The sequence below is a fragment of the Streptomyces sp. NPDC047515 genome, assembly GCF_040643055.1.
Lineage (GTDB): Bacteria > Actinomycetota > Actinomycetes > Streptomycetales > Streptomycetaceae > Streptomyces.
Map to the genome: position 1 here is coordinate 1 of NZ_JBEYTM010000046.1, position 21,948 is coordinate 21,948.

At 70.1% G+C, this 21,948-nt stretch carries 22 protein-coding genes; 14 read left to right on the forward strand and 8 right to left on the reverse strand.

Features of this window, described 5'->3' with window-relative positions:
* Window positions 1–193: 193 nt before the first annotated feature.
* Window positions 194–532 (reverse strand): hypothetical protein, encoded by a 339-nt coding sequence (locus ABZ826_RS29325; RefSeq protein ID WP_361454856.1) that lies wholly within the window; start codon window positions 530–532, stop codon window positions 194–196.
* 258 nt (window positions 533–790) lie between these two features.
* Between ABZ826_RS29325 and ABZ826_RS29330 the strand changes: the two genes are divergently transcribed.
* Entirely contained in the window at window positions 791–1,372 is a 582-nt protein-coding gene (locus tag ABZ826_RS29330) for an XRE family transcriptional regulator (RefSeq protein ID WP_361454710.1), read from the forward strand.
* A 48-nt stretch (window positions 1,373–1,420) separates the two neighbouring features.
* Complete coding sequence (locus ABZ826_RS29335; RefSeq protein ID WP_361454713.1) at window positions 1,421–1,987, forward strand: GNAT family N-acetyltransferase; 567 nt, start codon at window positions 1,421–1,423, stop codon at window positions 1,985–1,987.
* On the opposite strand, the gene ABZ826_RS29340 is transcribed toward ABZ826_RS29335, so the two are convergent.
* The 3 genes from ABZ826_RS29340 to ABZ826_RS29350 all read right to left on the reverse strand — a co-directional run bounded on the left by ABZ826_RS29340 (window position 1,957) and on the right by ABZ826_RS29350 (window position 6,398).
* Window positions 1,957–3,204, reverse strand: a complete 1,248-nt coding sequence (locus ABZ826_RS29340) for an amidohydrolase family protein (RefSeq protein WP_361454716.1) — start codon at window positions 3,202–3,204, stop codon at window positions 1,957–1,959. The genes ABZ826_RS29335 and ABZ826_RS29340 overlap by 31 nt on opposite strands.
* A 52-nt stretch (window positions 3,205–3,256) precedes the next feature.
* Window positions 3,257–4,690 (reverse strand): MFS transporter, encoded by a 1,434-nt coding sequence (locus tag ABZ826_RS29345; RefSeq protein ID WP_361454719.1) that lies wholly within the window; start codon window positions 4,688–4,690, stop codon window positions 3,257–3,259.
* Window positions 4,691–4,835: 145 nt separating this feature from the next.
* Window positions 4,836–6,398, reverse strand: a complete 1,563-nt coding sequence (locus ABZ826_RS29350) for an amidase (protein ID WP_361454722.1) — start codon at window positions 6,396–6,398, stop codon at window positions 4,836–4,838.
* A gap of 160 nt (window positions 6,399–6,558) precedes the next feature.
* Here ABZ826_RS29350 and ABZ826_RS29355 point away from each other — a divergent pair, with 160 nt between their 5' ends.
* On the forward strand, window positions 6,559–7,563 hold the full coding sequence (locus ABZ826_RS29355) for an Lrp/AsnC family transcriptional regulator (RefSeq protein ID WP_361454725.1): 1,005 nt from the start codon (window positions 6,559–6,561) through the stop codon (window positions 7,561–7,563).
* A gap of 37 nt (window positions 7,564–7,600) precedes the next feature.
* Complete coding sequence (locus tag ABZ826_RS29360; RefSeq protein WP_361454728.1) at window positions 7,601–8,089, forward strand: glutathione peroxidase; 489 nt, start codon at window positions 7,601–7,603, stop codon at window positions 8,087–8,089.
* Window positions 8,090–8,261: 172 nt separating this feature from the next.
* On the opposite strand, the gene ABZ826_RS29365 is transcribed toward ABZ826_RS29360, so the two are convergent.
* Complete coding sequence (locus ABZ826_RS29365; protein WP_361454731.1) at window positions 8,262–9,488, reverse strand: acyl-CoA dehydrogenase family protein; 1,227 nt, start codon at window positions 9,486–9,488, stop codon at window positions 8,262–8,264.
* Window positions 9,489–9,664: 176 nt separating this feature from the next.
* On the opposite strand from ABZ826_RS29365, the gene ABZ826_RS29370 reads away from it, so the two are divergent.
* The gene (locus tag ABZ826_RS29370) at window positions 9,665–10,315 is read left to right on the forward strand and encodes a TetR family transcriptional regulator (RefSeq protein ID WP_361454734.1); all 651 of its coding nucleotides are present in this window, start codon (window positions 9,665–9,667) and stop codon (window positions 10,313–10,315) included.
* Window positions 10,316–10,327: 12 nt separating this feature from the next.
* On the opposite strand, the gene def is transcribed toward ABZ826_RS29370, so the two are convergent.
* Window positions 10,328–10,873 carry a peptide deformylase gene (def, locus tag ABZ826_RS29375; protein ID WP_361454737.1) on the reverse strand — a complete coding sequence of 182 codons (546 nt, stop codon included), beginning with the start codon at window positions 10,871–10,873 and terminating at the stop codon, window positions 10,328–10,330.
* A 114-nt stretch (window positions 10,874–10,987) separates the two neighbouring features.
* Here def and ABZ826_RS29380 point away from each other — a divergent pair, with 114 nt between their 5' ends.
* The 5 genes from ABZ826_RS29380 to ABZ826_RS29400 all read left to right on the forward strand — a co-directional run bounded on the left by ABZ826_RS29380 (window position 10,988) and on the right by ABZ826_RS29400 (window position 15,497).
* The gene (locus ABZ826_RS29380; protein WP_351084807.1) at window positions 10,988–12,226 is read left to right on the forward strand and encodes a MurT ligase domain-containing protein; all 1,239 of its coding nucleotides are present in this window, start codon (window positions 10,988–10,990) and stop codon (window positions 12,224–12,226) included.
* A gap of 34 nt (window positions 12,227–12,260) precedes the next feature.
* Window positions 12,261–12,989, forward strand: a complete 729-nt coding sequence (locus ABZ826_RS29385; protein ID WP_361454741.1) for a glutamine amidotransferase — start codon at window positions 12,261–12,263, stop codon at window positions 12,987–12,989.
* A gap of 194 nt (window positions 12,990–13,183) precedes the next feature.
* Window positions 13,184–14,209 carry a 6-phosphofructokinase gene (locus ABZ826_RS29390; protein ID WP_351084812.1) on the forward strand — a complete coding sequence of 342 codons (1,026 nt, stop codon included), beginning with the start codon at window positions 13,184–13,186 and terminating at the stop codon, window positions 14,207–14,209.
* 112 nt (window positions 14,210–14,321) lie between these two features.
* Complete coding sequence (locus ABZ826_RS29395; RefSeq protein ID WP_361454744.1) at window positions 14,322–15,272, forward strand: cytochrome c oxidase assembly protein; 951 nt, start codon at window positions 14,322–14,324, stop codon at window positions 15,270–15,272.
* A 66-nt stretch (window positions 15,273–15,338) separates the two neighbouring features.
* Window positions 15,339–15,497: a hypothetical protein gene (locus ABZ826_RS29400; protein ID WP_361454747.1), complete on the forward strand. Its 159-nt coding sequence runs from the start codon at window positions 15,339–15,341 to the stop codon at window positions 15,495–15,497.
* 34 nt (window positions 15,498–15,531) lie between these two features.
* On the opposite strand, the gene ABZ826_RS29405 is transcribed toward ABZ826_RS29400, so the two are convergent.
* Window positions 15,532–15,927, reverse strand: coding sequence for an SSI family serine proteinase inhibitor (locus tag ABZ826_RS29405; RefSeq protein WP_361454750.1), 396 nt, complete (start codon window positions 15,925–15,927; stop codon window positions 15,532–15,534).
* Between the two features lie 316 nt (window positions 15,928–16,243).
* Here ABZ826_RS29405 and ABZ826_RS29410 point away from each other — a divergent pair, with 316 nt between their 5' ends.
* The 4 genes from ABZ826_RS29410 (at window position 16,244) to ABZ826_RS29425 (ending at window position 20,066) form a co-directional block, all read left to right on the forward strand.
* Window positions 16,244–16,837, forward strand: coding sequence for a hypothetical protein (locus ABZ826_RS29410; RefSeq protein ID WP_361454753.1), 594 nt, complete (start codon window positions 16,244–16,246; stop codon window positions 16,835–16,837).
* A gap of 4 nt (window positions 16,838–16,841) precedes the next feature.
* Window positions 16,842–17,243, forward strand: coding sequence for a cupredoxin domain-containing protein (locus ABZ826_RS29415; protein WP_361454756.1), 402 nt, complete (start codon window positions 16,842–16,844; stop codon window positions 17,241–17,243).
* A 362-nt stretch (window positions 17,244–17,605) separates the two neighbouring features.
* Complete coding sequence (locus ABZ826_RS29420; protein WP_361454759.1) at window positions 17,606–17,794, forward strand: hypothetical protein; 189 nt, start codon at window positions 17,606–17,608, stop codon at window positions 17,792–17,794.
* A gap of 160 nt (window positions 17,795–17,954) precedes the next feature.
* Window positions 17,955–20,066 carry a glycoside hydrolase family 6 protein gene (locus tag ABZ826_RS29425; protein WP_361454762.1) on the forward strand — a complete coding sequence of 704 codons (2,112 nt, stop codon included), beginning with the start codon at window positions 17,955–17,957 and terminating at the stop codon, window positions 20,064–20,066.
* Between the two features lie 114 nt (window positions 20,067–20,180).
* Here the strand turns inward: ABZ826_RS29425 and ABZ826_RS29430 are convergent, their stop codons facing one another.
* Window positions 20,181–21,713 carry an alkaline phosphatase D family protein gene (locus ABZ826_RS29430; protein WP_361454765.1) on the reverse strand — a complete coding sequence of 511 codons (1,533 nt, stop codon included), beginning with the start codon at window positions 21,711–21,713 and terminating at the stop codon, window positions 20,181–20,183.
* Window positions 21,714–21,948 lie beyond the last annotated feature (235 nt).

Here is a 21,948-nt window from a genome sequence, read left to right on the forward strand (position 1 = left end):
CCATCCCCGAGCTCTCAGCTTCGTTCGAGCAGGGGAGACCCCGTCCGAGGACATCCCGGCGCCTTGGAATCGCACGCACCAGACCGCGTCCGCTGCCCGATCGAAGGCCGCCCGACAGGCTCTGAAGCATCCGCCGGCACCCCGCCGCACGTCGGGTGCCGACGCCCGAAAGGACGACAGGCCGGGCGCGGCCTCAGGCCACCTTCTCCTCCTGCGGACTCGCACACAGCGCCCAGAGGATGAAGACATTGATCGCGATGAGCACGATCGACCACAACGGGTAGAAGGGCAGCCACACGAAGTTGGCGAGTGCGCCCAGGCCCGCCAGCACGATGCCCACGACGCGTGCCCACGCGGCTCCGGTGAACAGTGCACAGCCGGCGAGGAGGATGACGATGCCCAGAATGAGGTGGATCCAGCCCCAGCCGGTGAGGCTGAACCGGAAGACATAGTTGTGCGTGGCGAGGAACACGTTGTCCCTGCCGATGGCTGCGATCCCTTCGAAGATCGCCATCGCACCACCGAAGATCATCAGAATTCCGGCGAAAGCGGTCCAGCCGTACCGGAAGGGATGGCGCGAACTCGGGATGGTGTCACGCGCCACACTCGGCCCGCTGCTGGTACTGGCCACATCGGCCTCCTCGGTTAGCAGAGCGATCCGGCAGACCCGAGCGGGCCCGCCCGAGCCTCCCCGAACCAGCGTGGCACGTCCGCACCGGGTCAGCAGAACGACCCCGTCGGGCCGCTCCCCCCTGACAGGGATTCTCCAATCAGGGATATCCTCTCCATTGTGAGAGAATTTGGTGGGGCGGAGCCCGGCTCCGTCGACGCCCGGCTCGCCGCGCGACTGGGCGAACTGCGTACCGAACGCGGCTGGTCGCTGGACGAGCTGTCCCGGCTCAGCGGGGTGAGCCGCTCCACCCTGTCCCGGCTGGAGCGCGGCGAGTTGAGCCCGACCGCCGCTCTGCTGGGCACGTTGTGCACGGTCTACGAGCGGACCATGTCCCGGCTGCTGATGGAGGTGGAGGCAGAACCACCGCAGCTCGTTCCCGCCGCGCGGCAACCGGTGTGGCGGGACGACGCGTCGGGCTTCCTACGCCGCTCGGTCTCGCCACCGCACACCGGCCTGCGCGCAGAGATCATCGAGGGCACCCTGGACGCGGGGGCCGCCATCGCGTACGAGAACGCGCCCGTGTCCGGGGTGGAACAGTATATCTGGGTGCTGGAGGGGACGGTCGAGGTCACCGTCGACGACACCGTGCACACCGTGCGCAGCGGTGACTGTCTGCGCTTCCGGCTGCGCGGCCCCTCGCACTTCCACTGCCCGGGACCGGAGCAGGTCCGCTACGCCCTGGTGATCGTCCTGCCATGAGAACCGCAAGACCGTGAACGCTGTGAACGCCGCGAGAGGATCCGCCTCATGATCGAGATCGTCCCGGTCTCCGGACCCGAACTGATCACCTACGCCGATGAGTTGGCCGCCCTGCTGGTGGAGACCGTGAACGGCGGATCATCGGTGGGCTTCCTCGCTCCGCTGGAGCGCGACACGGCCGCAGCCTGGTGGCGGGAGAGGGCCGGGGCCGTGGACACCGGACACCTCCGGGTCTGGATCGCCCGGGACGGGGAACGGGTGACCGGGACCATCGGCCTGGTCCGGGCTCCGCTGCCGAACGCCCGTCACCGCGCCGAGGTGGCCAAGCTGATGGTCCGCCCGTCGGCCCGCGGCCAGGGGCTGGGCCGGTCACTGCTCGCCGCTGCCGAACGGTCGGCCGCGGACTCGGGGATCACGCTGCTGGTACTGGACACCGAGAGCGGCAGCCCCGCCGAACGGCTCTACCGTTCGGCGGGCTGGACGGAGTGCGGAACGATTCCGGACTACGCCGCCGATCCGGCGGGGGTCCTGAAGCCGACAACGCTCTACTACAAGTCGGTCGGCTTCGTGCCGAAGTCGTCGGATCAGGCAGCGAGCCCGTCCACGTCCTTGTAGGCAACGCCGTCCTTCATCACCAGCAGGATGTTTTCCGGCCTGCCGAGGGCGCGGATGTCGGTGAGCGGATTCCCTCGGGCGACGACGACATCGGCGTGCTTCCCGGGTTCGAGCGTGCCGATCTCGTGGGCGAGTCCCAGGAGTTCGGCGGCCTCGCTCGTACCCGCGCGCAGGGCGCCCATCGGAGTCATGCCGCAGTCGACGAGGTGACCCAGCTCCCGCAGGTTGGTTCCGTGCTCCGCTATGCCGCAGTCGGTGCCCATCGCGACGCGCACGCCACGCTCGATGGCGTGCGGGATGTGCCTGCGGGCGACCTCCTGCCAGTGCTTCTTCTTCGCGTACGCCCAGAGTGCCGCCTTCTTGGGATCCGGGTCGGTGTTGGCCGTGGTGAGGGTCGGCACGAGGAAGGTACCGCGCTCCAGCATCAGTTCGATGGCCTCGTCATCGATCTCGTAGCCGTGCTCGACGCTGGCGACGCCGCCCCGCACCGCGTTGAGGATGCCGCCGCGGCCCTGGGCGTGGGCGGCGACCTTCTTGCCACGGTGTCCGGCGGCGATCTCGGTGATCGTACGGATCTCGTCCTCCAGGAAACCGTCGTCGTCGGGCTGGTCGGTGGGGCTCCACACACCACCGGTCGCCGCGACCTTGATGCAGTCGGCGCCCTGGCGCAGCACGCCGCGCACGGCCTTGCGGCATTCGGCGGGCCCGTCGGCGAGGCGGCTCATCCCGGAGTCGTTCTCCCCGTTGTCCGTGGCCATCCGGAAGTCCCCGTGGCCACCGGTCGGGCTCAGCATCGCGACCGCGACCAGCAGGCGCGGTCCGACCAGCAGTCCGGACTCGACGGCCCTCTTGTGCCCCGCGTCGGCGCCGCCGAGATCGCGGGCGGTGGTGACGCCGGCCTCCAGCGTCTGCTTCATCCTGGGTGCGGCGAGAAACGTACGCAACGAGCCGGGCAGCGCCGCGATTTCGGCGTGATTGAGGGCCCCGCCGGGGGCCGACATATGGACATGGCAGTCGATGAAGCCGGGCAGGATCGCATCGCCACGAACGTCGATGTGCCGGGCGCCTTCGGGGAGTTCGGGGCGGTCCGGGGTACGACCCACCCAGCGGACCAGCCCGTCCTCGATGAGTACCGCACCGCCGCGGACCGGCTCACCCCCTGTGCCGTCGATGAGCAGACCGTTGTGCAGGAATACAGGGGTGGTGGGGGCGGGCATGGCTCGTTTCCTTCCCTGATGATGGTGCGATGGTGACAGGACGGTGGGGTGATCAGCGGTTTTCAGCGGTGCGGGGGCGGGCCGCGACGGCTGCCGCGACGGCGATCAGGGCCGCGACCCCGGCGCAGCACGACCACACGGTGGTATAGGCATCGATGGTGGGGATCTTGGTGCCCTTGAACGTGATGGCGGTGAGGATCGCCGCGAACACAGCGCCTGCAACGGAACCCCCCACCGTCTTGGCGGTGTTGTAGATGCCGGTGGCGATGGCCGTGCGCTCGTGGGGGCTGGATTCGACGATCAGGACGGGCATGGCGCTGAGGGCCAGACCGATTCCCGAGCCGACGACGGCGTTGACGACGACGAACTGCCAGGGCTCGTCATGGGCGACGATCAGGAACACATAGCCGATCACCATCAGTGTGCCGCTGAGCGCGAGAGCACCGCGTCCGCCGATGAGCTTGAAGAGCCGGGACGCAACGAGTGACGCCAGGAACGCCATCGCTCCGGAGGGCAGCATCAGCCAGGCGATGCCGAGGGCGTCGTAGCCGAATCCGTAACCGAGCTTGTCCGGCGGCGAGGAGAGGAAGACCACCGAGGCGGTCTGCGCACCGAACAGGGCGGTGCCGAGCAGGAAGCTCGCCGCGTACACCGGAAGCAAGGTGCGCCGCACGGTGAGGCGGATGTCGACGATCGGCTCGGGGACCCGGAGCTCGACGACGACCCAGGAAACGAGCGTGACGACGGCGACCACGAGCAGTGTGAGCGTGTAGGTGTCGGTCCAGCCCCACTTGGGGCCCTGGGAGATACCGAGCAGCAGAGTGGCGAGTCCGACACTGAGCAGTCCGGCACCGGCCCAGTCGACCTTGCTCCGCGCACGGGTCGTCGACTCGGGCACCAGGAAGAGGACGACTCCCGCGCACAGGACGGTGGCGACGGCCGGTATCCACAGCACGCCGTGCGCGGAGGGGATGACCTGACGCAGCAGTCCCGAGATGACCGTTCCGGCACTTGCGCCGAAGGTGAGCGCGCCGACGAGCAGGGCGATGGCACCGCGGGCTCCCGCAGCGTCGAGATGGTCACGGACCAGACCGATCTCCAGTGGAAGGAGGGCCGCGAGCGGGCCCTGCAGGACCCGGCCGAGGAGCAGCAGCCCGAACGAGGGCGACCAGGCGACCAGAACGGAACCGGCGACGAGGCAGAGGACTGCGATACGGAGCAGTCGCCGATGGCCGTACATGTCACCGAGACGGCCGAACAGCGGGACAGAGATGGCGGCGGCGAGGAGTTGTGCGGCATTGACCCAATTGAGGTCACCTGCACCGACGTTCAGCAAGGAGCCGAGCTCCGGCAGGAGGCTCGGCATCATCCCTTGAATGATGCCGCTGGTCAGCTCGACGAAGACCAGGAAACCGACGACTGCGACGACGCGGGCGCCGTCGAGGCCCGGCGCGCCTACGCCCGTGGTGGGCTGGATACGCGACATGGGTTCTCCACTTGGGCACGGCCGCGCGCACGGGCGCGGCGGGTGGGTCAGGAGGGCTTTCGGGGGTGTCACCAGGTGTGTCGGGGCGCGCGTGGCAGGGTGTGCGCGCGTCCGGAGGCAGGTTCGACTGCGACCGGAGACGGGGTCAGGCGGCCGGCTGTTCTCCGGCCTTGAGGAGTGCGTGGGCCACAGCCTGTACGGCGGCCAGATCAGCTGGTCCGGGGGTGATGCCGACGGCGGCCAGCGTGTCCGCGAAATGGCTGGTTCGGCTGTCCACGGTGGACGTCGCGGACGGCACGGGGGGGTCTTCGATCGCCCCCGCGCTGTCCGGGTCCCGCAGCGGCGTGGGGCGGTACCGGGGATCGGGCGCGGCTCGGCGCAGATGCCAGGCGGTTGCTCGCTGGAAGGCTTCGCCCACACCGAGCAGGGTGTTCTCCGCGTAGGGGCGGCCGACCAGTTGGAGGGAGAGCGGCAGTCCGGCGGGGTCGGCGCCCATGGGCAGCACGAGGGCCGGGAATCCGGTGGGGTTCCAGACGGCGGTGAGGTTCAGTTCGTCGCCGGGCGCCGCTTCTTGCGCGTACGGGCGGGCGGGTGCGGGCCACGTCGGGGTGGCGATCAGGTCGACTCCGGCAGGGCCGTCCATTCGCTCCAGCAGGCGTGCGGTGAGACGTTCGCGGCTGTACTGGGTACGGAGATAGAGGTGTGCGGGCAGTACGGCTCCTGCGGCGGTGAGCCGGCGAAAGCCGCGGCCGTGGCCGTCCCAATCGGCGGCGAGCCGCCCGCCGTGCACGGCAAAGGCCTCGGCCAGCATCGTGACGGCGTTCACGGCGAGCAGTGAACCGAACTCGGGAAAATCGAACTCCCGTATCTCTGCGCCGAGTTCACTCAGCCGTCGCAGGGAGGCACGGAAGGAGGTACGGCACTCCTCGGTGATCCCAGGACCGTCGGTGAGCGCGTACGGGACACCTATACGCAGTCCGCGTGCTTCTTCCGGCGCGGCGGGCCGTTGTGGTTGTCCGGTCAGCGCGGCGAGGAGGAGTGCGCAGTCGCGGGCGCTCACGGCCATCGGCCCGAGGACGTCCTGCGAGGGGCTGAGCGGTACGCAGCCTTTGGTCGGCAGCAGTCCGTAGGTGGTCTTCAGACCGGTGGTGCCGCAGAGCGCGGCGGGCAGCCGGACGCTGCCGGATGTGTCGGTGCCGAGGGCCCCGAGGAAGAGTCCGGCGGCGATGCCCGCGCCGTTCCCGGTACTCGATCCGCCGGTCCAGCGTTCGGGGTCCCAGGGATTGCGCGGTACGGGGAAGGAGTGCGCCGGGTCGGGGCGGCCCATGGCGTATTCGGCCATGGTGGTCTTCCCCAGGACTACGGCCCCGGCAGTCCGCAGCCGGGCGACGGCCGGTGCGTCGAGGCCGCGCCACCAGTCGCGATCGTGGACCCGGCTCTGCGCGGTGACCGGACCTTCGACGGTGGCGAGGTTGTCCTTCACGGCGAGCGGCAGTCCGTGCAGCGGGCCGCGCTCAGCGGCGGACCGGGCATCGGCTGCCCGCGCGGCGGCACGCGCCTGTTCCGGGAAGCGGGTCACATACACACCGAGCAGCGGGTCGAGTTCCCCTGCGTCGGCGAGCGCGGCGTCGACCAGCTCCCGACTGCCGATGGTGCCCGCACGCAGGGCCGAGGCCGCCTCAGCAAGAGTGGCGAAAGGCTGCTGCACGTCGCACCTCCGGAGTCTCGGAGTCAAGAAAGTGGCTGGATCTGTTGAGGTACGGCGATGCTAGTCTCCGATCAAAAGGTGGCATGGAATTGCTTTTTCCTGTCATGGATCAACATCCAATGCAGATTTTTCCCACAGCGACTTGAGAAGCGGACGCCTGATGACCGAAATCTTGTCCCCCCTCAGTGAGCTCGATCTGGCCCTGGTCAACGCCCTCCAGATCAGTCCGCGAGCGCCTTGGTCGGAGCTGGCGAAGGCTCTGGATGTCGATGCCGCGACCGTGGCCAGGCGCTGGGAGCGGCTGCGCGCGGCCGGACACGCCTGGGTGACGGCCTATCCGTACAGGGACGCGGGCGGCGGCGCACTGATCGAGATCGACTGCGCGCCCGGGCAGGCGGGAGCGGTGGCGGACACCCTGTCCACGGATCCGCACGCGGTGACGGTGGAGCACGCGGCGGGCGGCCGCGATCTGCTGATCACGGCGATGGCCACCACTTTCGGCGCGCTCTCGCGCTACATCGTGGACCGGCTCGGCTCGATTTCCGGCATCACGGCGACCAGGGCCCATCTGATCACCCGTAGCTACACCGAGGGCAGCGTCTGGCGGCTGACGAGTCTGAGCCGTTCGCAGCAGGAGGCACTGGCCGTTTCCCGCCGGGCGGCGGCGGGCGGCCCGCAACAACTGCCCGCGTACGCCCAGTTGGTCACGGCGATCGGCGAGAACGGGCGCATGTCGCTCAGTGAACTCGCCGAGCTGCTGGACATCTCGGTGAACACCGCGAGCCGCCGGCTGAACCGGCTGCTGGAATCGGGCCGGCTGGTGCTGCGCTGCGACCTGGCCCGCTCACTGTCCGGTTCACCGGTCGCCGTCACCTTCTTCGGTACCGTGGCGGCCGAGCATCTCGACTCCACCGCACGGGAGTTGGCGAGGCTGCCGGAGATCCGGCAGTGCCTGGCCCTGGCCGGCCCGCGGAACCTGATCGCGACGGTATGGGTCTCCTCCCTCGTCGACGCCCAGGATCTGGAGGTACGTCTCGCCGCAACCCTCCCCCATCTGCGGATCGCCGACCGGGTGGTCGCCCTGCGCGCCGTGAAGCTGATGGGCCGACTGTTGGATCCGGACGGCCGGGCAGTCGGATTCGTGCCGATCAACCTGTGGGCGTGACAATGGTCATGGAAGCCACTCTTACAAGGAGAGCCTCATGACGCTGTACGACATTCCCCTGCGCACGCTCACCGGCGAGTCCACCTCCCTGGCCGACTACCGCGGCCGGGCGGTCCTGTTGGTGAACGTCGCGTCGAAGTGCGGACTCACCCCGCAGTACGCGGGCCTGGAACGGCTCCAGAACACGTACGCGGACCGCGGCTTCACCGTTCTCGGCGTGCCGTGCAACCAGTTCGCGGGCCAGGAGCCGGGGACCCCGGAGGAGATCCGGACGTTCTGCTCGACGACGTACGGCGTCAGCTTCCCGCTGCTGGAGAAGACCGACGTCAACGGGGAGGGGCGCCACCCGTTGTACGCCGAGCTGACCGGCCTCGCGGACGCGGACGGCGAGGCGGGTGACGTCCAGTGGAACTTCGAGAAGTTCCTCATCTCGCCGGCGGGTGAGCCGGTCGCGCGACTGCGCCCGCGCACGCAGCCGGAGGACCCGGAGCTCGTCGCCGCCATCGAGTCCCAGCTGCCCTCCTGACCGGTTCGCCGCGTCGACCGCCGGACCGCTCGGTGCTCCGTCGCCGGAATGGGCCGACGTCCCGCCCCTTTGGCGAACGGGCGCGCGCACCGACCCCGCGGGCCGGTGTGCCCGGGGCCTTTCGTTCGGATCAGCTCGCCTGATCCGAACGAAAGAGCCTACGGGACGGCCCTCAGCGGATCGGCATGCCCGAGAGAGTGCGGGCGATGACCAGGCGCTGGATCTCGCTCGTGCCCTCGAAGATCGTGTAGATCGCCGCGTCGCGGTGCATCCGCTCCACCGGGTACTCACGGGTGAAGCCGTTGCCGCCGAGGATCTGGACGGCCTGTGCGGTGACCTTCTTCGCCGTCTCGCTCGCGTACAGCTTGGACATGGAGCCCTCGGCCGAGGTGAACGGCTTGCCGGTGGTCGCCATCCAGGAGGCGCGCCAGACCAGCAGCCGGGCCGCGTCGATCCGAGTGCGCATGTCGGCGAGCTGGAAGGCGACGCCCTGGTTGTCGATGATCGGCCGGCCGAACTGGGTGCGGGTCTTCGCATAGTCCAGCGCGACCTCGTAGGCCGCACGGGCGGTGCCGACCGCCATGGCGCCGACCGCGGGGCGGGAGGCCTCGAAGGTGGCCATCGCCGCGTTCTTCACCCGCTCGCCACCGGACGCGGCACGCTCGCGGGCCCGCGCCAGGCGCTGGTCGAGCTTCTCCTTGCCGCCGAGCAGGCAGTGACCGGGAACCCGGACGTCCTCCAGGACCACCTCGGCGGTGTGCGAGGCCCGGATGCCGTGCTTCTTGAACTTCTGCCCCTGGGAGAGACCGGGGGTGTTCGGCGGCACGATGAACGAGGCGTGCCCCTTGGAGCCGAGCTCCGGGTCCACCACGGCGACGACGACATGGACGTTGGCGATGCCGCCGTTGGTCGCCCAGGTCTTCGTGCCGTTCAGCACCCATTCGTCCTTCGCCTGGTCGTACACCGCGCGGGTGCGCATCGAGGCGACGTCGGAGCCCGCGTCCGGCTCGGAGGAACAGAAGGCCGCGACCTTGACGTCATCCGCGTCGCCGTACATCTGCGGGATCCAGGTGCCGATCTGCTCCTCGGTGCCGTTGGCGAGGACGCCCACGGCCGCCAGGCCCGTACCGACGATCGACAGGGCGATGCCCGCGTCGCCCCAGAAGAGCTCCTCCATCGCCATCGGGATGCCGAGGCCCGTCGGGTCGAAGAACTGCTGGGCGTAGAAGTCGAGGGAGTAGATGCCGACCTTGGCCGCCTCCTGAATGACGGGCCAGGGGGTCTCCTCACGCTCGTCCCACTCCGAGGCCGCCGGACGGATCACATCCGCGGCGAAGCCGTGAAGCCAGTCACGGACCTGCTTCTGGTCATCGTTGAGTTCGAGCGTGAACTCGGCCATGTTCCCCTCCACGTACTGCCCTGAAAGAACCACTTGTTACTTGCGGTAACCGCAGTCTGTTACCGACAAGTAGCCCCTGTCAACCGCCCGGGTACCGATCCGCGCACCGCAGGGCAGGGTGTTACGTTGCGCAGGCAGGACGCAATGCGCACGGCCAGGGGCGGGGAGAGGGCGACATGGAGACCACAGGACAGGCCGAGCGGCAGCGGACAGCGGCCGAGAGCCGCCGCCGCGAGCTGCTGGAGGCCGCCGACCGCGTGGTGCTCAGGGACGGGCCGGGGGCCTCGATGAACGCCATCGCGGCGGAGGCCGGAATCACCAAGCCCATCCTCTACCGGCACTTCGGCGACAAGGGCGGCCTCTACCGCGCTCTGGCCAAGCGCCACACCGACGCCCTTCTGATCGCCCTGCGGGCCGCGCTCGACGCACCCGCCGAGCGTCGCAGACGCGTGGAGTCCACGCTCGACACCTATCTCGCGGCGATCGAGGCCCGACCTCAGGTCTACCGCTTCCTGATGCACCCGTCCGACGACTCGGCCCCCTCGACCGAGCAGGGCTTCGATGTCGGCCGGCACTCCGCGCCGCTGCTGCGTCGGCTCGGCGAGGAGCTCGCCATGGTGATCGCCGAGCGGGTGGACCTGGGCCCCGACAGCGAGGCGATGGCCCGCATCTGGGGCCATGGCATCGTCGGCATGATGCATGCCGCAGGTGACTGGTGGCTGGGCGAACGCCCCTGTTCACGCGAGCAGTTGGTGCGCAGCCTGGCGGATCTGCTGTGGGGCAGGCTGGCCGCCGCGGGCGACCGGCCCGGCGGCCCCGGGTTCTGAGACGGCGTGCGGTCAGCGGCCTGGAGCCCAGGGCGCCCGGCGGGCCGCACGCAGGGCTCGCGCCCGGCGCAGCCCGGCCAGCCGGTCCGTGTAGACCGTGCCTTCGAGGTGGTCGCACTCGTGCTGCAGGCAACGCGCGAAGAAGCCGGTTCCGATGACCCGCACCGGCTCGCCCGCCACGTTCACGCCCTCGACGACGGCGCGGTCGAAGCGCGGGGTGCCGGCCTCGATGCCGGGCAGCGACAGACAGCCCTCCGGGCCGCGCACGGTGATACCGTCCGCCTCGACCAGCTTCGGGTTGACGAGATGTCCGAGGTGCCGGACGTCGTCGTCGTCCGGACAGTCGTAGACGAACACCCGCAGCGGGACGCCGACCTGATTGGCCGCGAGCCCGACCCCCTGGGCCGCGTACATGGTGGCGTACATGTCCTCGACGAGGCGGGCGAGCGAGGGGCCGAAGTCCGTGACGGGTTCGCAGGCACCGTGCAGCACCGGATCACCGAGCAGACTCATGGCACGAATCAGTCCGGAACTGCCGGGGATCGGGCGGTTTCGCATGGCGGCAATCGTACGTTCCACGCGGCCTGAACCTTCCCGGTGGTGCCGCCGTACGGTTGCCGCGCCGGACATCGATAGGCTGGGCGTGGACCGATGCAAGGAGGATCTAGGACGATGGCAGGCAACACGGAGCCGTTGTCGCCGCGGGCCAAGCTGGCCGTGACGGCGGGTAAGGCCGCGGCGGCGGTGTCACGCGCCGCGGGGCGCGGCAGCGGATCGGTGATCGGCGGCCGGGTGGCACTCAAGCTCGACCCCGACCTGCTGGGGCGGCTGGCGCAGCACCTGGACGTGATCCTCGTGTCGGCGACGAACGGCAAGACGACGACGACGCGGCTGATCGCCGAGGCGCTGCGGGCCGCGGGCCCGGTCGTGTCGAACGCGCTCGGCGCGAACATGCCGGCGGGCATCACCTCGGCACTGGCGGGCGGCTCGGACGCGAAGTATGGCGTCATAGAGGTCGACGAGAAGTATCTCGCCGGGGTCGCACGCGACACGACGCCCAAGGTGATCGCACTGCTCAACCTCTCCCGCGACCAGCTGGACCGCGCCGCGGAGACCCGGATGCTCGCGGAGAAGTGGCGTGAGGGGCTGTCCGGCTCGAAGGCCGTGATCGTCGCGAACGCCGACGATCCGCTGATCGTCTGGGCGGCGTCCTCCTCCCCCAATGTGGTGTGGGTGGCGGCCGGCCAGGCGTGGAAGGACGATGCCTGGTCCTGCCCGTCCTGCGGCGGCGTGATGCAGCGCCCCGGCGACGACTGGTTCTGCGGCGAGTGCGGATTCCGCCGCCCCGCCCCCAGCTGGGTGCTGCACGGCGACTACGTGCTGGACCCGCACGGCTCGGCGTGGCCGATCCATCTCCAGCTGCCCGGCCGCGCCAACAAGGCCAACGCCACCAGCTCCGCCGCCGTGGCCGCCGTCTTCGGCGTGCCGCCGCAGGTGGCGCTGGAGCGCATGTATCAGGTGCAGGCGGTCGCGGGCCGCTACGACGTGGTCGGATTCCTCGGCCGTGAGCTGCGGCTGCTGCTGGCGAAGAACCCGGCAGGCTGGCTGGAAACGTTCTCCCTGATCGACCCGCCGCCCACGCCGGTGATCCTCTCCGTCAACGCCCGTGGCGCCGACGGCACGGACACGTCCTGGCTGTGGGACGTGGACTACACCCAGCTGGCCGGTCACCCGATCTTCGTGCTCGGTGACCGCAAGCTGGATCTCGCGGTCCGTCTTGAGGTGGCCGGTCTCGACTTCCGGGTCTGCGAGAACCTCGACGAGGCCGTTCAGCAGGCGCCGCCCGGCCGTATCGAGGTCATCGCCAACTACACCGCCTTCCAGGACCTGCGCCGTCGTGTCGGCAACTGAACCCGGCCCCGGCCACCTCCGGAGAGGACGAAGCATGAGCAACAACGGTCTGCGTCTGGTCTGGGTCTACCCCGACCTGCTCAGCACCTACGGCGACCAGGGCAACGCGCTCGTGGTGGAGCGCAGGGCCCGGCAGCGCGGTCTCGACGTGCAGCGCGTCGACGTCCGCAGCGACCAGCCGGTACCGACGTCCGGCGACATCTATCTGATCGGCGGCGGTGAGGACCGGCCGCAGCGCCTCGCCGCGGAGCGGCTGCGCCGCGACGGCGGGCTCAGCCGGGCCGCGTCCAACGGCGCGATCATCTTCTCGGTCTGCGCCGGGTACCAGATCCTCGGCCACGAGTTCATCAACGACCTCGGTGAGCGCGAGCCCGGTCTCGGGCTGCTGGACGTGGTCTCCACCCGTGGCGACGGGGCCCGGTGCGTCGGTGACGTACTGGCCGACATCGACCCGAACCTCGGCCTGCCGCCGCTGACCGGTTTCGAGAACCACCAGGGCATCACCCATCTCGGCCCGACGGCACGGCCGTTCGCCCGGGTGCAGTTCGGCCGGGGCAACGGCACCGGCGACGGCACCGAGGGCGCGTACAACGACACCGTCTTCGGCACGTACATGCACGGGCCCGTGATGGCACGCAACCCGCTGATCGCGGACCTGCTGCTGAAGCTGGCGCTCGATGTCAACGCACTGCCCCCGACGGACGACCGCTGGTACGAGGCACTGCGCGCCGAGCGCATCGCGTCGGCGACCCAGCCCGCCTGATGAGGCACAGAGCGTCCGGCAATCGGGGGCGACGCCGCCCCGGATTGCCGGACGCTCTCGTTCCGCTCAGCTGAGCGGCGTCCAGCAGGCGGACGGCCGGTTCGGTCCCGCCACCCTGCGCCGGTAGGGTGGCGGGGAACCAACCGGACGACGTGGTCCGGTCGTCGGCCCACGTTGCAAAGGTTTCCCGGGCAATGCGAATTGGTGTGCTCACCTCCGGCGGCGACTGCCCCGGCCTCAACGCCGTCATCCGCTCCGTCGTGCACCGCGCGGTGGTCGACCACGGCGACGAGGTCATCGGCTTCCACGACGGGTGGAAGGGGCTCCTCGACTGCGACTACCGCAAGCTCGATCTCGACGCGGTCGGCGGCATCCTCGCCCGCGGCGGTACGATCCTCGGCTCCTCCCGGGTCCAGCCCGCCCATCTGCGGGGCGGCGTCGAACAGGCCAGGGGCCACGTCGCCGACCTCGGGCTCGACGTGATCATCCCGATCGGCGGCGAGGGCACGCTGAAGGCGGCCAATCTGCTCTCCGAGGCGGGCCTGCCGATCGTCGGGGTACCGAAGACGATCGACAACGACATCGCCTCCACCGATGTGACCTTCGGCTTCGACACCGCCGTCGGTGTCGCCACCGAAGCACTCGACCGGCTGAAAACGACCGCCGAATCGCACCAGCGGGTGCTGATCGTCGAGGTCATGGGCCGCCACACCGGCTGGATCGCTCTGCACTCGGGCATGGCCGCCGGTGCGCACGCCATCGTCGTGCCGGAGCGCCCCTTCGACATCGACGAACTGACCGAGGTGGTCGGCAGGCGCTTCTCGGCCGGCAAGAAGTTCGCGATCGTCGTCGTCGCCGAGGGCGCCAAACCGCGCGAGGGCTCCATGCAGTTCGAGCAGGGCACCAAGGACATCTACGGCCACGAGCGGTTCGCCGGCGTGGCGACGCAGCTCTCCACCGAATTGGAGCAGCGCCTCGGCAAGGAGGCCCGCCCGGTGATTCTCGGCCATGTGCAGCGCGGCGGCACCCCGACCGCGTACGACCGCGTGCTCGCCACCCGCTTCGGCTGGCACGCGGTGGAGGCCGCACACCGCGGTGAGTTCGGCATGATGACGGCGCTGCGCGGGACGGACATCGCGATGGTGCCGCTGGGCGAGGCCGTGGAAACCCTGAAGACCGTCCCGGCCGAACGGTACGCCGAGGCGGAGTGCGTGCTCTGAGCGACACCCCTGCACGACGAACCGCCCCCGGTCGCAGCTGCGGCCGGGGGCGGTTCTAGTCTGGTCGGGACAACCGGCACGAAACGGGGATGTCCCCAGCGGGAGTGAACAGATGGATCACAGCGGGCACGGCATGAACATGGATCTGCCGCCGTTCACGCTGGGACGTGGGCTCCAGTTCTCCGCGGACCCGTTCTTCCTCATCGGCTGCGTCCTCGCCATCGGCCTGTACGGCTACGCCGTGCTGCGCCTGCGCGGACGCGGGGACAGCTGGCCGGTCGGCCGGAGCGTCTTCTTCGTCGTCGGCGTGCTGAGCATCGCCCTGGTGATGTGCACCAAGCTCAATGACTACGGCATGGTCATGTTCAGCGTGCACATGGTGCAGCACATGGTGATCAGCATGCTGTCACCGATCCTGCTGCTGCTGGGCGCTCCGGTCACGCTGGCGCTGCGCGCGCTCCCGGTCGCGGGGCGTGGCCGGACCGGCCCGCGCGAGCTGCTGCTCATGCTGCTGCACAGCCGCTACATGAAGATCATCACGCATCCGGTCTTCACGATCCCGATGTTCATCGCCAGCCTGTACGCGCTGTACTTCACCCCGCTCTTCGACTTCCTGATGGGTTCGAGGACCGGGCACATCGCGATGATGGTGCACTTCCTCGCGGTCGGCCTGGTGTTCTTCTGGCCGATCATGGGCGTCGACCCGGGGCCGCACCGGCCCGGCTATGTCATGCGGATGCTGGAGCTGTTCGCCGGGATGCCGTTCCACGCCTTCTTCGGCATCGCGCTGATGATGGCGTCCACGCCGATGGTGGAGACGTACAAGCATCCGCCGGCCTCGCTCGGCGTGGACGCGCTGAGCGATCAGAACTGGGCGGGCGGCATCGCCTGGGCCTTCAGCGAGATCCCGTCGGTGCTGGTACTGATCGCGCTGGTCTTCCAGTGGTACCGCTCCGAGCAGCGCCTGGCCAAGCGCTCCGACCGGGCGGCCGACCGGGACGGGGACCAGGAGCTGCAGGCGTACAACGCCTATCTCGCCTCACTGCAGGCGCGCGGGCAGTAGCGGCGGGCATGCTTCCCGGGTGACGATGGCCTCCACGGCCGCGTGGCCGATGAGGAGGGTGCGGGCATGTCCGGATCCACGAAGACCATGGGAATGATCACCGTGGTGGCCCTGATCGCGGTCACCTGCTACACGGTGGCGCTGGGCAGCAGCGGCTGGCTCTGGTTCGGCTGGGTGGTGCTCGGTCTGATCACCCTCGCCATGGCCGCGACGCGCGATTCCTGAGCCGGACCTCCCACCCGGCTCGGGCCGACCGGAGTCAGAAGCGGAAGACCGGCCCGGTGAGCGTGTCCGCCTCACAGGCATTGGGGAACGTCTTCCGCCAGGTGACGGGACGCCCGTCCCACGTGCCGGTGGCCGTGACCGTCACCGGGTCGTACTTCTTGGTGCACAGGTGCCGGTCGCCGGGCAGACGCTCCAGGTCACCGGCCGCCGCTACGAGCGCCGAGCAGGCGGTTGCCGCGTGGGGATGGCGCGTGTCCGGGGCGGGCGGGCAGGACAGTGCGACACCCCGGATCCAGGTGTTCTCACTGCCCGAGACCGTGAGGAAGAGGCCGCGGTCCGGCACGGGTTCCTCGGACCGGGCAGCCGCGGCGGGCACCGCGGTGGTGAGGGTGAGCAGGGCAGCGGCGGCGAGGCTCGCGCGCAGGCGCATCGGAGAACTCCTGTGGCTCGGGGGTCCGGGTGATCCGGGCTCGGGCCGGTCGCGTGTCCACCGCCCCAAAGATCCCGCCTTCGGGAACCCCCAAGGTGAACCCGGAAGTCCACGCCGGGCAAGGAGCCGCGCCGCCGGTCCCACGGTCCGGGGCCGTCGGCGGGTCCGGCTGGAGTACCGCCTGGAGGGAGCGCTGCACCCGGACGGATTCGACCGGCGGGTCCCCCGGGCGCCTGCCGTTTCTCCTGCCGCGCGGCCCCTAACGTTCGGGCCGAGGTGCCGCCGGAACGGCGGCCGGATCCGAGGAGCTCTTGTGTTGGGGAACCATGTCAGGCCGGCCGTCGCCGTGATCGTGATGGGCGTGTTCTCCGCCGTCGTCGGCGGTCGCTCGAACAGCAGCGGTACGAAGCCGTCGGCGTCGGAATCCGCCGCCGCGAGCACACCGGCGGCAGCGGGAAGTCCCTCCGCCTCCCCGTCGGAATCGGTCCCCGCCTCGGGAACCGTGGCCACCGCGTCCACCCCGCTCGGGACCATCCTGGTCGACGGGAAGGGCCGGACCCTCTACCTCTGGGCGGCCGACACCACGTCCCGGTCGAACTGCTCGGGCGGCTGCGCCAAGGAGTGGCCGCCCCTGATCGTCAGTGGCGAGCCGGTCGCCGGCAAGGGCCTGAAGGCGGGTCTGCTGGGGACGACGAAACGGGACGACGGCAGCAGGCAAGTCACGTACAACGGGCACCCGTTGTACTACTTCGCGGACGACAGGGCGGCCGGTGACACCAAGGGCCAGGGGGTGAACGACTCCGGCGCGAAGTGGTACGTGCTCGACCCGTCCGGCAGCAGGATCACGGGCGGGGCCGAGTCCGGTTCGTCCGAGCCCGGCTCCGCCCGGCCGACCGGCGGCGGGCACTGACACCGTGCACACTCCGCTCACGCCCGGCCGTGCCCGTGTCGCCGTAGCCGCCGCGATCCTCTGCGCGACCGCCCTCACGGGCTGTTCGAACAGTGGTGGCGGCAGCTCGTCACCCTCCAGTGCCGCACCGTCCGCCGCCCCCTCGGCCGTTGCGTCCCGCTCGGCTTCCCCGGTCGGCAAGGTGCTGATCACGATCAAGGACTTCGCCTTCGAGCCGGCCCGGCTGACGGTCGCCCCTGGGACGCTGATCACCGTGGTCAACGAGGACGCCGCGACCCACACCGTGACCGCCACCGGCAGCGCCACGTTCGGCACCGGCGATGTCGCGCCGGGGAGGACGGTCACCTTCACCGCCCCGGCCAAGGCCGGCACGTACCGTACATCTGCACCATTCACCCGTATATGAAGGGTTCACTCGTCGTCCGGTGACACGCCCCCTCCGCCACGCGGGCGCACCGCAGGGACCGGGCCCCGGTGCACCTTCCCCACCTGCGGTTGTGTGCCAGGGGACCGGTCGCGCGCCGGGTCTTCACGTCGACAAACCCGTGAAGCAGTTGCGATGGGACCCTTGACAGGTTCGCATCACCACGCCACCTTGGGAGCGCTCCCACAATCAAGACTTGCACACAATGGCCGTCGCGCACCTCGACGGTGAACCCTTCCCGCGGCATCGGGCCCCGCTCGCCGCCCACTCCGCTCCGCACCACCGCGCCGCACCCTCCTCCGCCCGACCTCTCCCCCACGACACCCGCCGCTGGAGGATTTGTGGTGATATCCCGTAGAACGTTCAGCAGCGTCCTCGGAGGTCGTCCGCTCGCCATGGGCCTGTCCCCGGGCACCGCCGTCGCCGCACCGGCCGCGCCCGCGGCCCGCGGCGCGACCAGCGGCGCCGCGGCCGACGCTTCGAAGGCCGCGGCGTACCTCGGCGGCGCCCTCGCCCGGGGCATCGAGCCATGAGCGGCCGCCCCCGGGCCGGCGCACCGAGGCTCACCGTCCACGTCGCCGTGGACCCGGCGGCAGACATCGCGCCCTGACCGGACCGCCACCCCGGGCGACACCCCCACGAACCCGTCTGCGGGGCACCTCCGCAGGCGTACGAGAGGAGCACGGAGCCGCAATGAGAAACAGAGGCACCACCCTGCACGGAGTACGCCGAAAACTGGCCGCGCTCTCCGCCCTGGCGATGGGCGCGGCACTGGCGGTGGCCATACCCTCGCCGGCGTCGGCCGCAGCCCGCGTCGACAACCCTTACGTGGGCGCCACCGCTTACGTGAACCCCGACTGGTCCGCCAAGGCGGCGGCCGAACCGGGCGGCAGCGTGATCGCCGATGAGCCCTCCTTCGTCTGGATGGACCGCATCGCGGCCATCGAGGGCGCAGGCGACGCGATGAGCCTGCGCGAGCACCTCGACACGGCCCTGGACCAGGGCGCGAACCTCTTCCAGGTGGTCATCTACGACCTGCCGGGGCGGGACTGCGCCGCGCTGGCGTCCAACGGTGAGCTCGGCCCCACCGAGCTCGGCCGGTACAAGACCGAGTACATCGACCCCATCGCCGCCATCCTCGCCGACCCTGCCTACGCGAGTCTGCGCATCGTCACCGTCATCGAGCCGGACTCGCTGCCGAACCTGGTCACCAACGCGGGCGGCACGGCCGGGTCGACCGAGGCGTGCGCGACGATGAAGGCGAACGGCAACTACGAGAAGGGCGTCGGCTACGCCCTCCACACCCTCGGTGCCATTCCCAACGTCTACAACTACATCGACGCCGCCCACCACGGCTGGCTGGGCTGGGACTCCAATTTCGTCCCGGCGGCCCAGGAGTTCAAGAAGGCCGCGACATCGGAGGGCGCCACGGTCGCCGATGTCCAGGGCTTCATCGTGAACACTGCCAACTACTCGGCCCTGAAGGAGCCCTACTTCAAGGTCACCGACACCGTGAACGGCACCACGGTGCGCCAGTCCAAGTGGGTGGACTGGAACTACTACGCCGATGAGCTCTCCTTCGCGCAGGCACTGCGCACGGAGCTGGTGAGCCAGGGGTTCGCCTCCGACATCGGCATGCTGATCGACACCGCCCGCAACGGCTGGGGCGGTCCCGCCCGGCCCACCGGTGCAGGTCCGCTGACCGGTGTGGACGACTACGTCAACGGGGGGCGCGTCGACCGGCGCATCCACGCGGGCAACTGGTGCAACCAGAGCGGCGCGGGCATCGGCGAGCGGCCGACCAGCGCCCCCGAACCCGGTATCGACGCCTACGTCTGGGCGAAGCCGCCGGGCGAGTCGGACGGCAACAGCCAGCCCATCGACAACGACGAGGGCAAGGGCTTCGACCGGATGTGCGACCCCACGTACACCGGTAACGGCCGCAACGGCAACAGCCTGTCCGGCGCCCTGCCGAACTCCCCGCTCGCGGGGCACTGGTTCTCCGCGCAGTTCCAGGAGCTGGTGCGCAACGCCTACCCGCCGCTGAACGGCGGCGGTGGCGACGACACCCAGGCGCCGACCGCGCCCACGGGGCTGAAGGTCACGGGCAGGACGAGTGGCAGTGTCTCGCTGTCCTGGACGGCGTCGACCGACAACGTCGGGGTGAGCGCGTACGACGTGTACCGCGCGGGAGTGCGGGTGGGCTCCTCCGCGTCGACCTCCTACACGGACACGGGTCTGACGGCCTCGACCGCGTACAGCTACACGGTCAGGGCCCGGGACGCGGCCGGTAATGTCTCGCCGGCCTCCGCGGCGGTCTCGGCCACGACCGACCAGGGCGGCGGTACCGGCGGCGGCACGCTCAAGGTCCAGTACAAGAACACCGACTCCTCGGCCACCGACAACCAGATCCGGATGGGTCTGCAACTGGTCAACACCGGAACGAGCACGGTGGATCTGTCGACGGTGAAGGTGCGGTACTGGTTCACGCCCGAGGCCGGTGCGAGCACCTTCGGCACCGCGTGCGACTACGCGGTGATCGGCTGCGGCAATGTGACCCATGGCGTGTCCTCCTCGGGCAGTGCGGCCCCGGGGGCCAGCCACTACCTGGAGGTCGGCTTCGGCAGCGGCAGTCTGGCCGCGGGCGCCTCGACCGGGGAGATCCAGCTGCGGCTCAACAAGAGCGACTGGTCGAACTTCGACGAGACCGACGACTACAGCCACGCCACCAACACCGGCTACGCCGACGCCTCGAAGATCGCCGTCTACACGGCCGGCACCCTCACCTGGGGCACCGCCCCCTGACCGGATCCTCCGGCGCCGTCCGGACGGACGGCGCCGGAGCCCGGGTGCCGGGCTGGGACGGGCCCGGCACGGTCGCCCCCTGCCGCTCCCCCGACAGGGGGCGACCGGTGGGTCTCAGGCGGACTGGATCCCGGGCCGGCCGGCCTCGGTCACGAGCGAGGTGCGGGTCGAGACGGGGGCTCCGGGGGTGGTGACGTACGGAAGCACCCGGAAGTCGGCACGGCAGCGCTCCCGGGTCAGCGAGCAGCGCACGTAACCGCGCTGGAAGTTGGTGAACTTGATGTGCTCGTTGGCCGCGAGCAGCCTGGCGCCGGAGGGATCCAGGTCCATCCCGTCCTTCGTGGTGGAGATGGAGGAGCCGACGAACTCGACGCCGAGCGTGGGCGATCCGGGGTCGTCGAAGTCCTGTTTGAGATCGGCGGCGAGGTGGCGGTGCATGTCACCGGTGAGTACGACGGGATTGCTCACGCCGCGGTCGGTGATCTCCTTGAACAGCCGTCGGCGCGCGTCCACGTAGCCGTCCCAGAAGTCCATCACGAATGCCTGGCCGGGGCCGGGGTCGGTGTCGACCTGGGTCACGGGAATCTGCTGGGAGATCATGTTCCATGTCGTGTCGGAACGTCCGAGACCGTGGTAGAGCCACCGCTCCTGTTCGGGACCCAGGATGGTGCGGCCGGGTTCGAGCCGTTCGTCGCAGCCGCTCTTCGTTCCGTCGCCGCAGGGCTGGTCGTCGCGGAAGAGCCTCGTGTCGAGGATGTGGAACGTGGCCATGCGGCCGTAGCGCAGACGGCGGTACATCCGGGCTTCGAAGCCGTTCGGTTTGTTCGGCAGTCGCAGCGGCAGGTGTTCGTAGTACGCCTGGAAGGCCGCCGCGGCGCGTTGCCGGAAGACAGCCGGGTCCTGGTCGGGTTCGTTGTCGGCCTTGGACTTGTCGCGTGCCCAGTTGTCCTCGACCTCGTGGTCGTCCCAGACGACGGCGAACGGGTGGACCCGGTGGGCGGCGATGAGGTCGGGGTCGAAGCGGTGCAGGGCGTGGCGGTTGCGGTACTGGACGAGGTCCATCGGTTCGGGGCGCAGTTCGGCGGCGACGGCGACGTTGCGTACACCGCCCATGGCGTCGATGGCGTTCTCGTAGATGTAGTCGCCCAGGTGCAGGACCAGGTCGACGTCCTCCTCGGCGAGGTGCCGGTAGGCCGTGTAGAAGCCTTCGAACCACGCCTGGCAGGAGACGAAGGCGAAGTCGAGCTCCTTGGGACGGCTGTGCGGCGGGGGTGCGGTGCGGGTGCGGCCGACGGGGCTGTGCACGCCGCCGGCGCGGAAGCGGTAGTAGTAGTGCCGGCCCGGCTGGAGTCCGGAGACCTCGACGTGGACGGAGTGGGCGAGCTCGGGCACCGCGCGGGTGCGGCCCCGGCGTACGACGGACCGGAAGCGTTCGTCGCGGGCGACCTCCCACTGGACGTCGACGGAGTACGGCGGCATGCCTCCGGCGCCGTCGGGGGCCAGGGGCCGGGGCGCGAGGCGGGTCCACAGCACGAATCCGTCGGGCCAGGGATCGCCGGAAGCGACTCCCAGGGTGAACGGGTCCTCGTGGAACGGCGCGTCACCCCAGGCGCTGCCCGCCGACAGGCCGGCCGCGGCGAGTGCCATCCCCACCGTTCCACCGAGCATCGCCCGTCTTCCGAACCCTCCGGCGCCGCCTGACCCACTGTTCATTGACATGAGACTCGTCCCTTCGTCGGGCGGGATCCCGTCCGGTACGAGGTGGGATCGGCACGTGATTTCACGTCCACCCATGTGGTAATCACAGGCTGAATATCACAGGGGAATCACTTGCCACAAGACCACACGCGGGTGGTCACAATGCCGTTCACAGCTGGTTAGT

Coding starts and splice junctions, on each gene's coding strand:
- ABZ826_RS29385 (WP_361454741.1), top strand. CDS start 12,261: ATGAGCAACAACGGTCTGCGTCTGGTCTGGGTCTACCCCGACCTGCTC.
- ABZ826_RS29355 (WP_361454725.1), top strand. CDS start 6,559: ATGACCGAAATCTTGTCCCCCCTCAGTGAGCTCGATCTGGCCCTGGTC.
- ABZ826_RS29365 (WP_361454731.1), bottom strand. CDS start 9,488: ATGGCCGAGTTCACGCTCGAACTCAACGATGACCAGAAGCAGGTCCGT.
- ABZ826_RS29395 (WP_361454744.1), top strand. CDS start 14,322: ATGGATCACAGCGGGCACGGCATGAACATGGATCTGCCGCCGTTCACG.
- ABZ826_RS29400 (WP_361454747.1), top strand. CDS start 15,339: ATGTCCGGATCCACGAAGACCATGGGAATGATCACCGTGGTGGCCCTG.
- ABZ826_RS29325 (WP_361454856.1), bottom strand. CDS start 532: ATGATCTTCGGTGGTGCGATGGCGATCTTCGAAGGGATCGCAGCCATC.
- ABZ826_RS29405 (WP_361454750.1), bottom strand. CDS start 15,927: ATGCGCCTGCGCGCGAGCCTCGCCGCCGCTGCCCTGCTCACCCTCACC.
- ABZ826_RS29340 (WP_361454716.1), bottom strand. CDS start 3,204: ATGCCCGCCCCCACCACCCCTGTATTCCTGCACAACGGTCTGCTCATC.
- ABZ826_RS29360 (WP_361454728.1), top strand. CDS start 7,601: ATGACGCTGTACGACATTCCCCTGCGCACGCTCACCGGCGAGTCCACC.
- ABZ826_RS29430 (WP_361454765.1), bottom strand. CDS start 21,713: ATGGCACTCGCCGCGGCCGGCCTGTCGGCGGGCAGCGCCTGGGGTGAC.
- ABZ826_RS29370 (WP_361454734.1), top strand. CDS start 9,665: ATGGAGACCACAGGACAGGCCGAGCGGCAGCGGACAGCGGCCGAGAGC.
- ABZ826_RS29335 (WP_361454713.1), top strand. CDS start 1,421: ATGATCGAGATCGTCCCGGTCTCCGGACCCGAACTGATCACCTACGCC.
- def (WP_361454737.1), bottom strand. CDS start 10,873: ATGCGAAACCGCCCGATCCCCGGCAGTTCCGGACTGATTCGTGCCATG.
- ABZ826_RS29345 (WP_361454719.1), bottom strand. CDS start 4,690: ATGTCGCGTATCCAGCCCACCACGGGCGTAGGCGCGCCGGGCCTCGAC.
- ABZ826_RS29390 (WP_351084812.1), top strand. CDS start 13,184: ATGCGAATTGGTGTGCTCACCTCCGGCGGCGACTGCCCCGGCCTCAAC.
- ABZ826_RS29425 (WP_361454762.1), top strand. CDS start 17,955: ATGAGAAACAGAGGCACCACCCTGCACGGAGTACGCCGAAAACTGGCC.
- ABZ826_RS29380 (WP_351084807.1), top strand. CDS start 10,988: ATGGCAGGCAACACGGAGCCGTTGTCGCCGCGGGCCAAGCTGGCCGTG.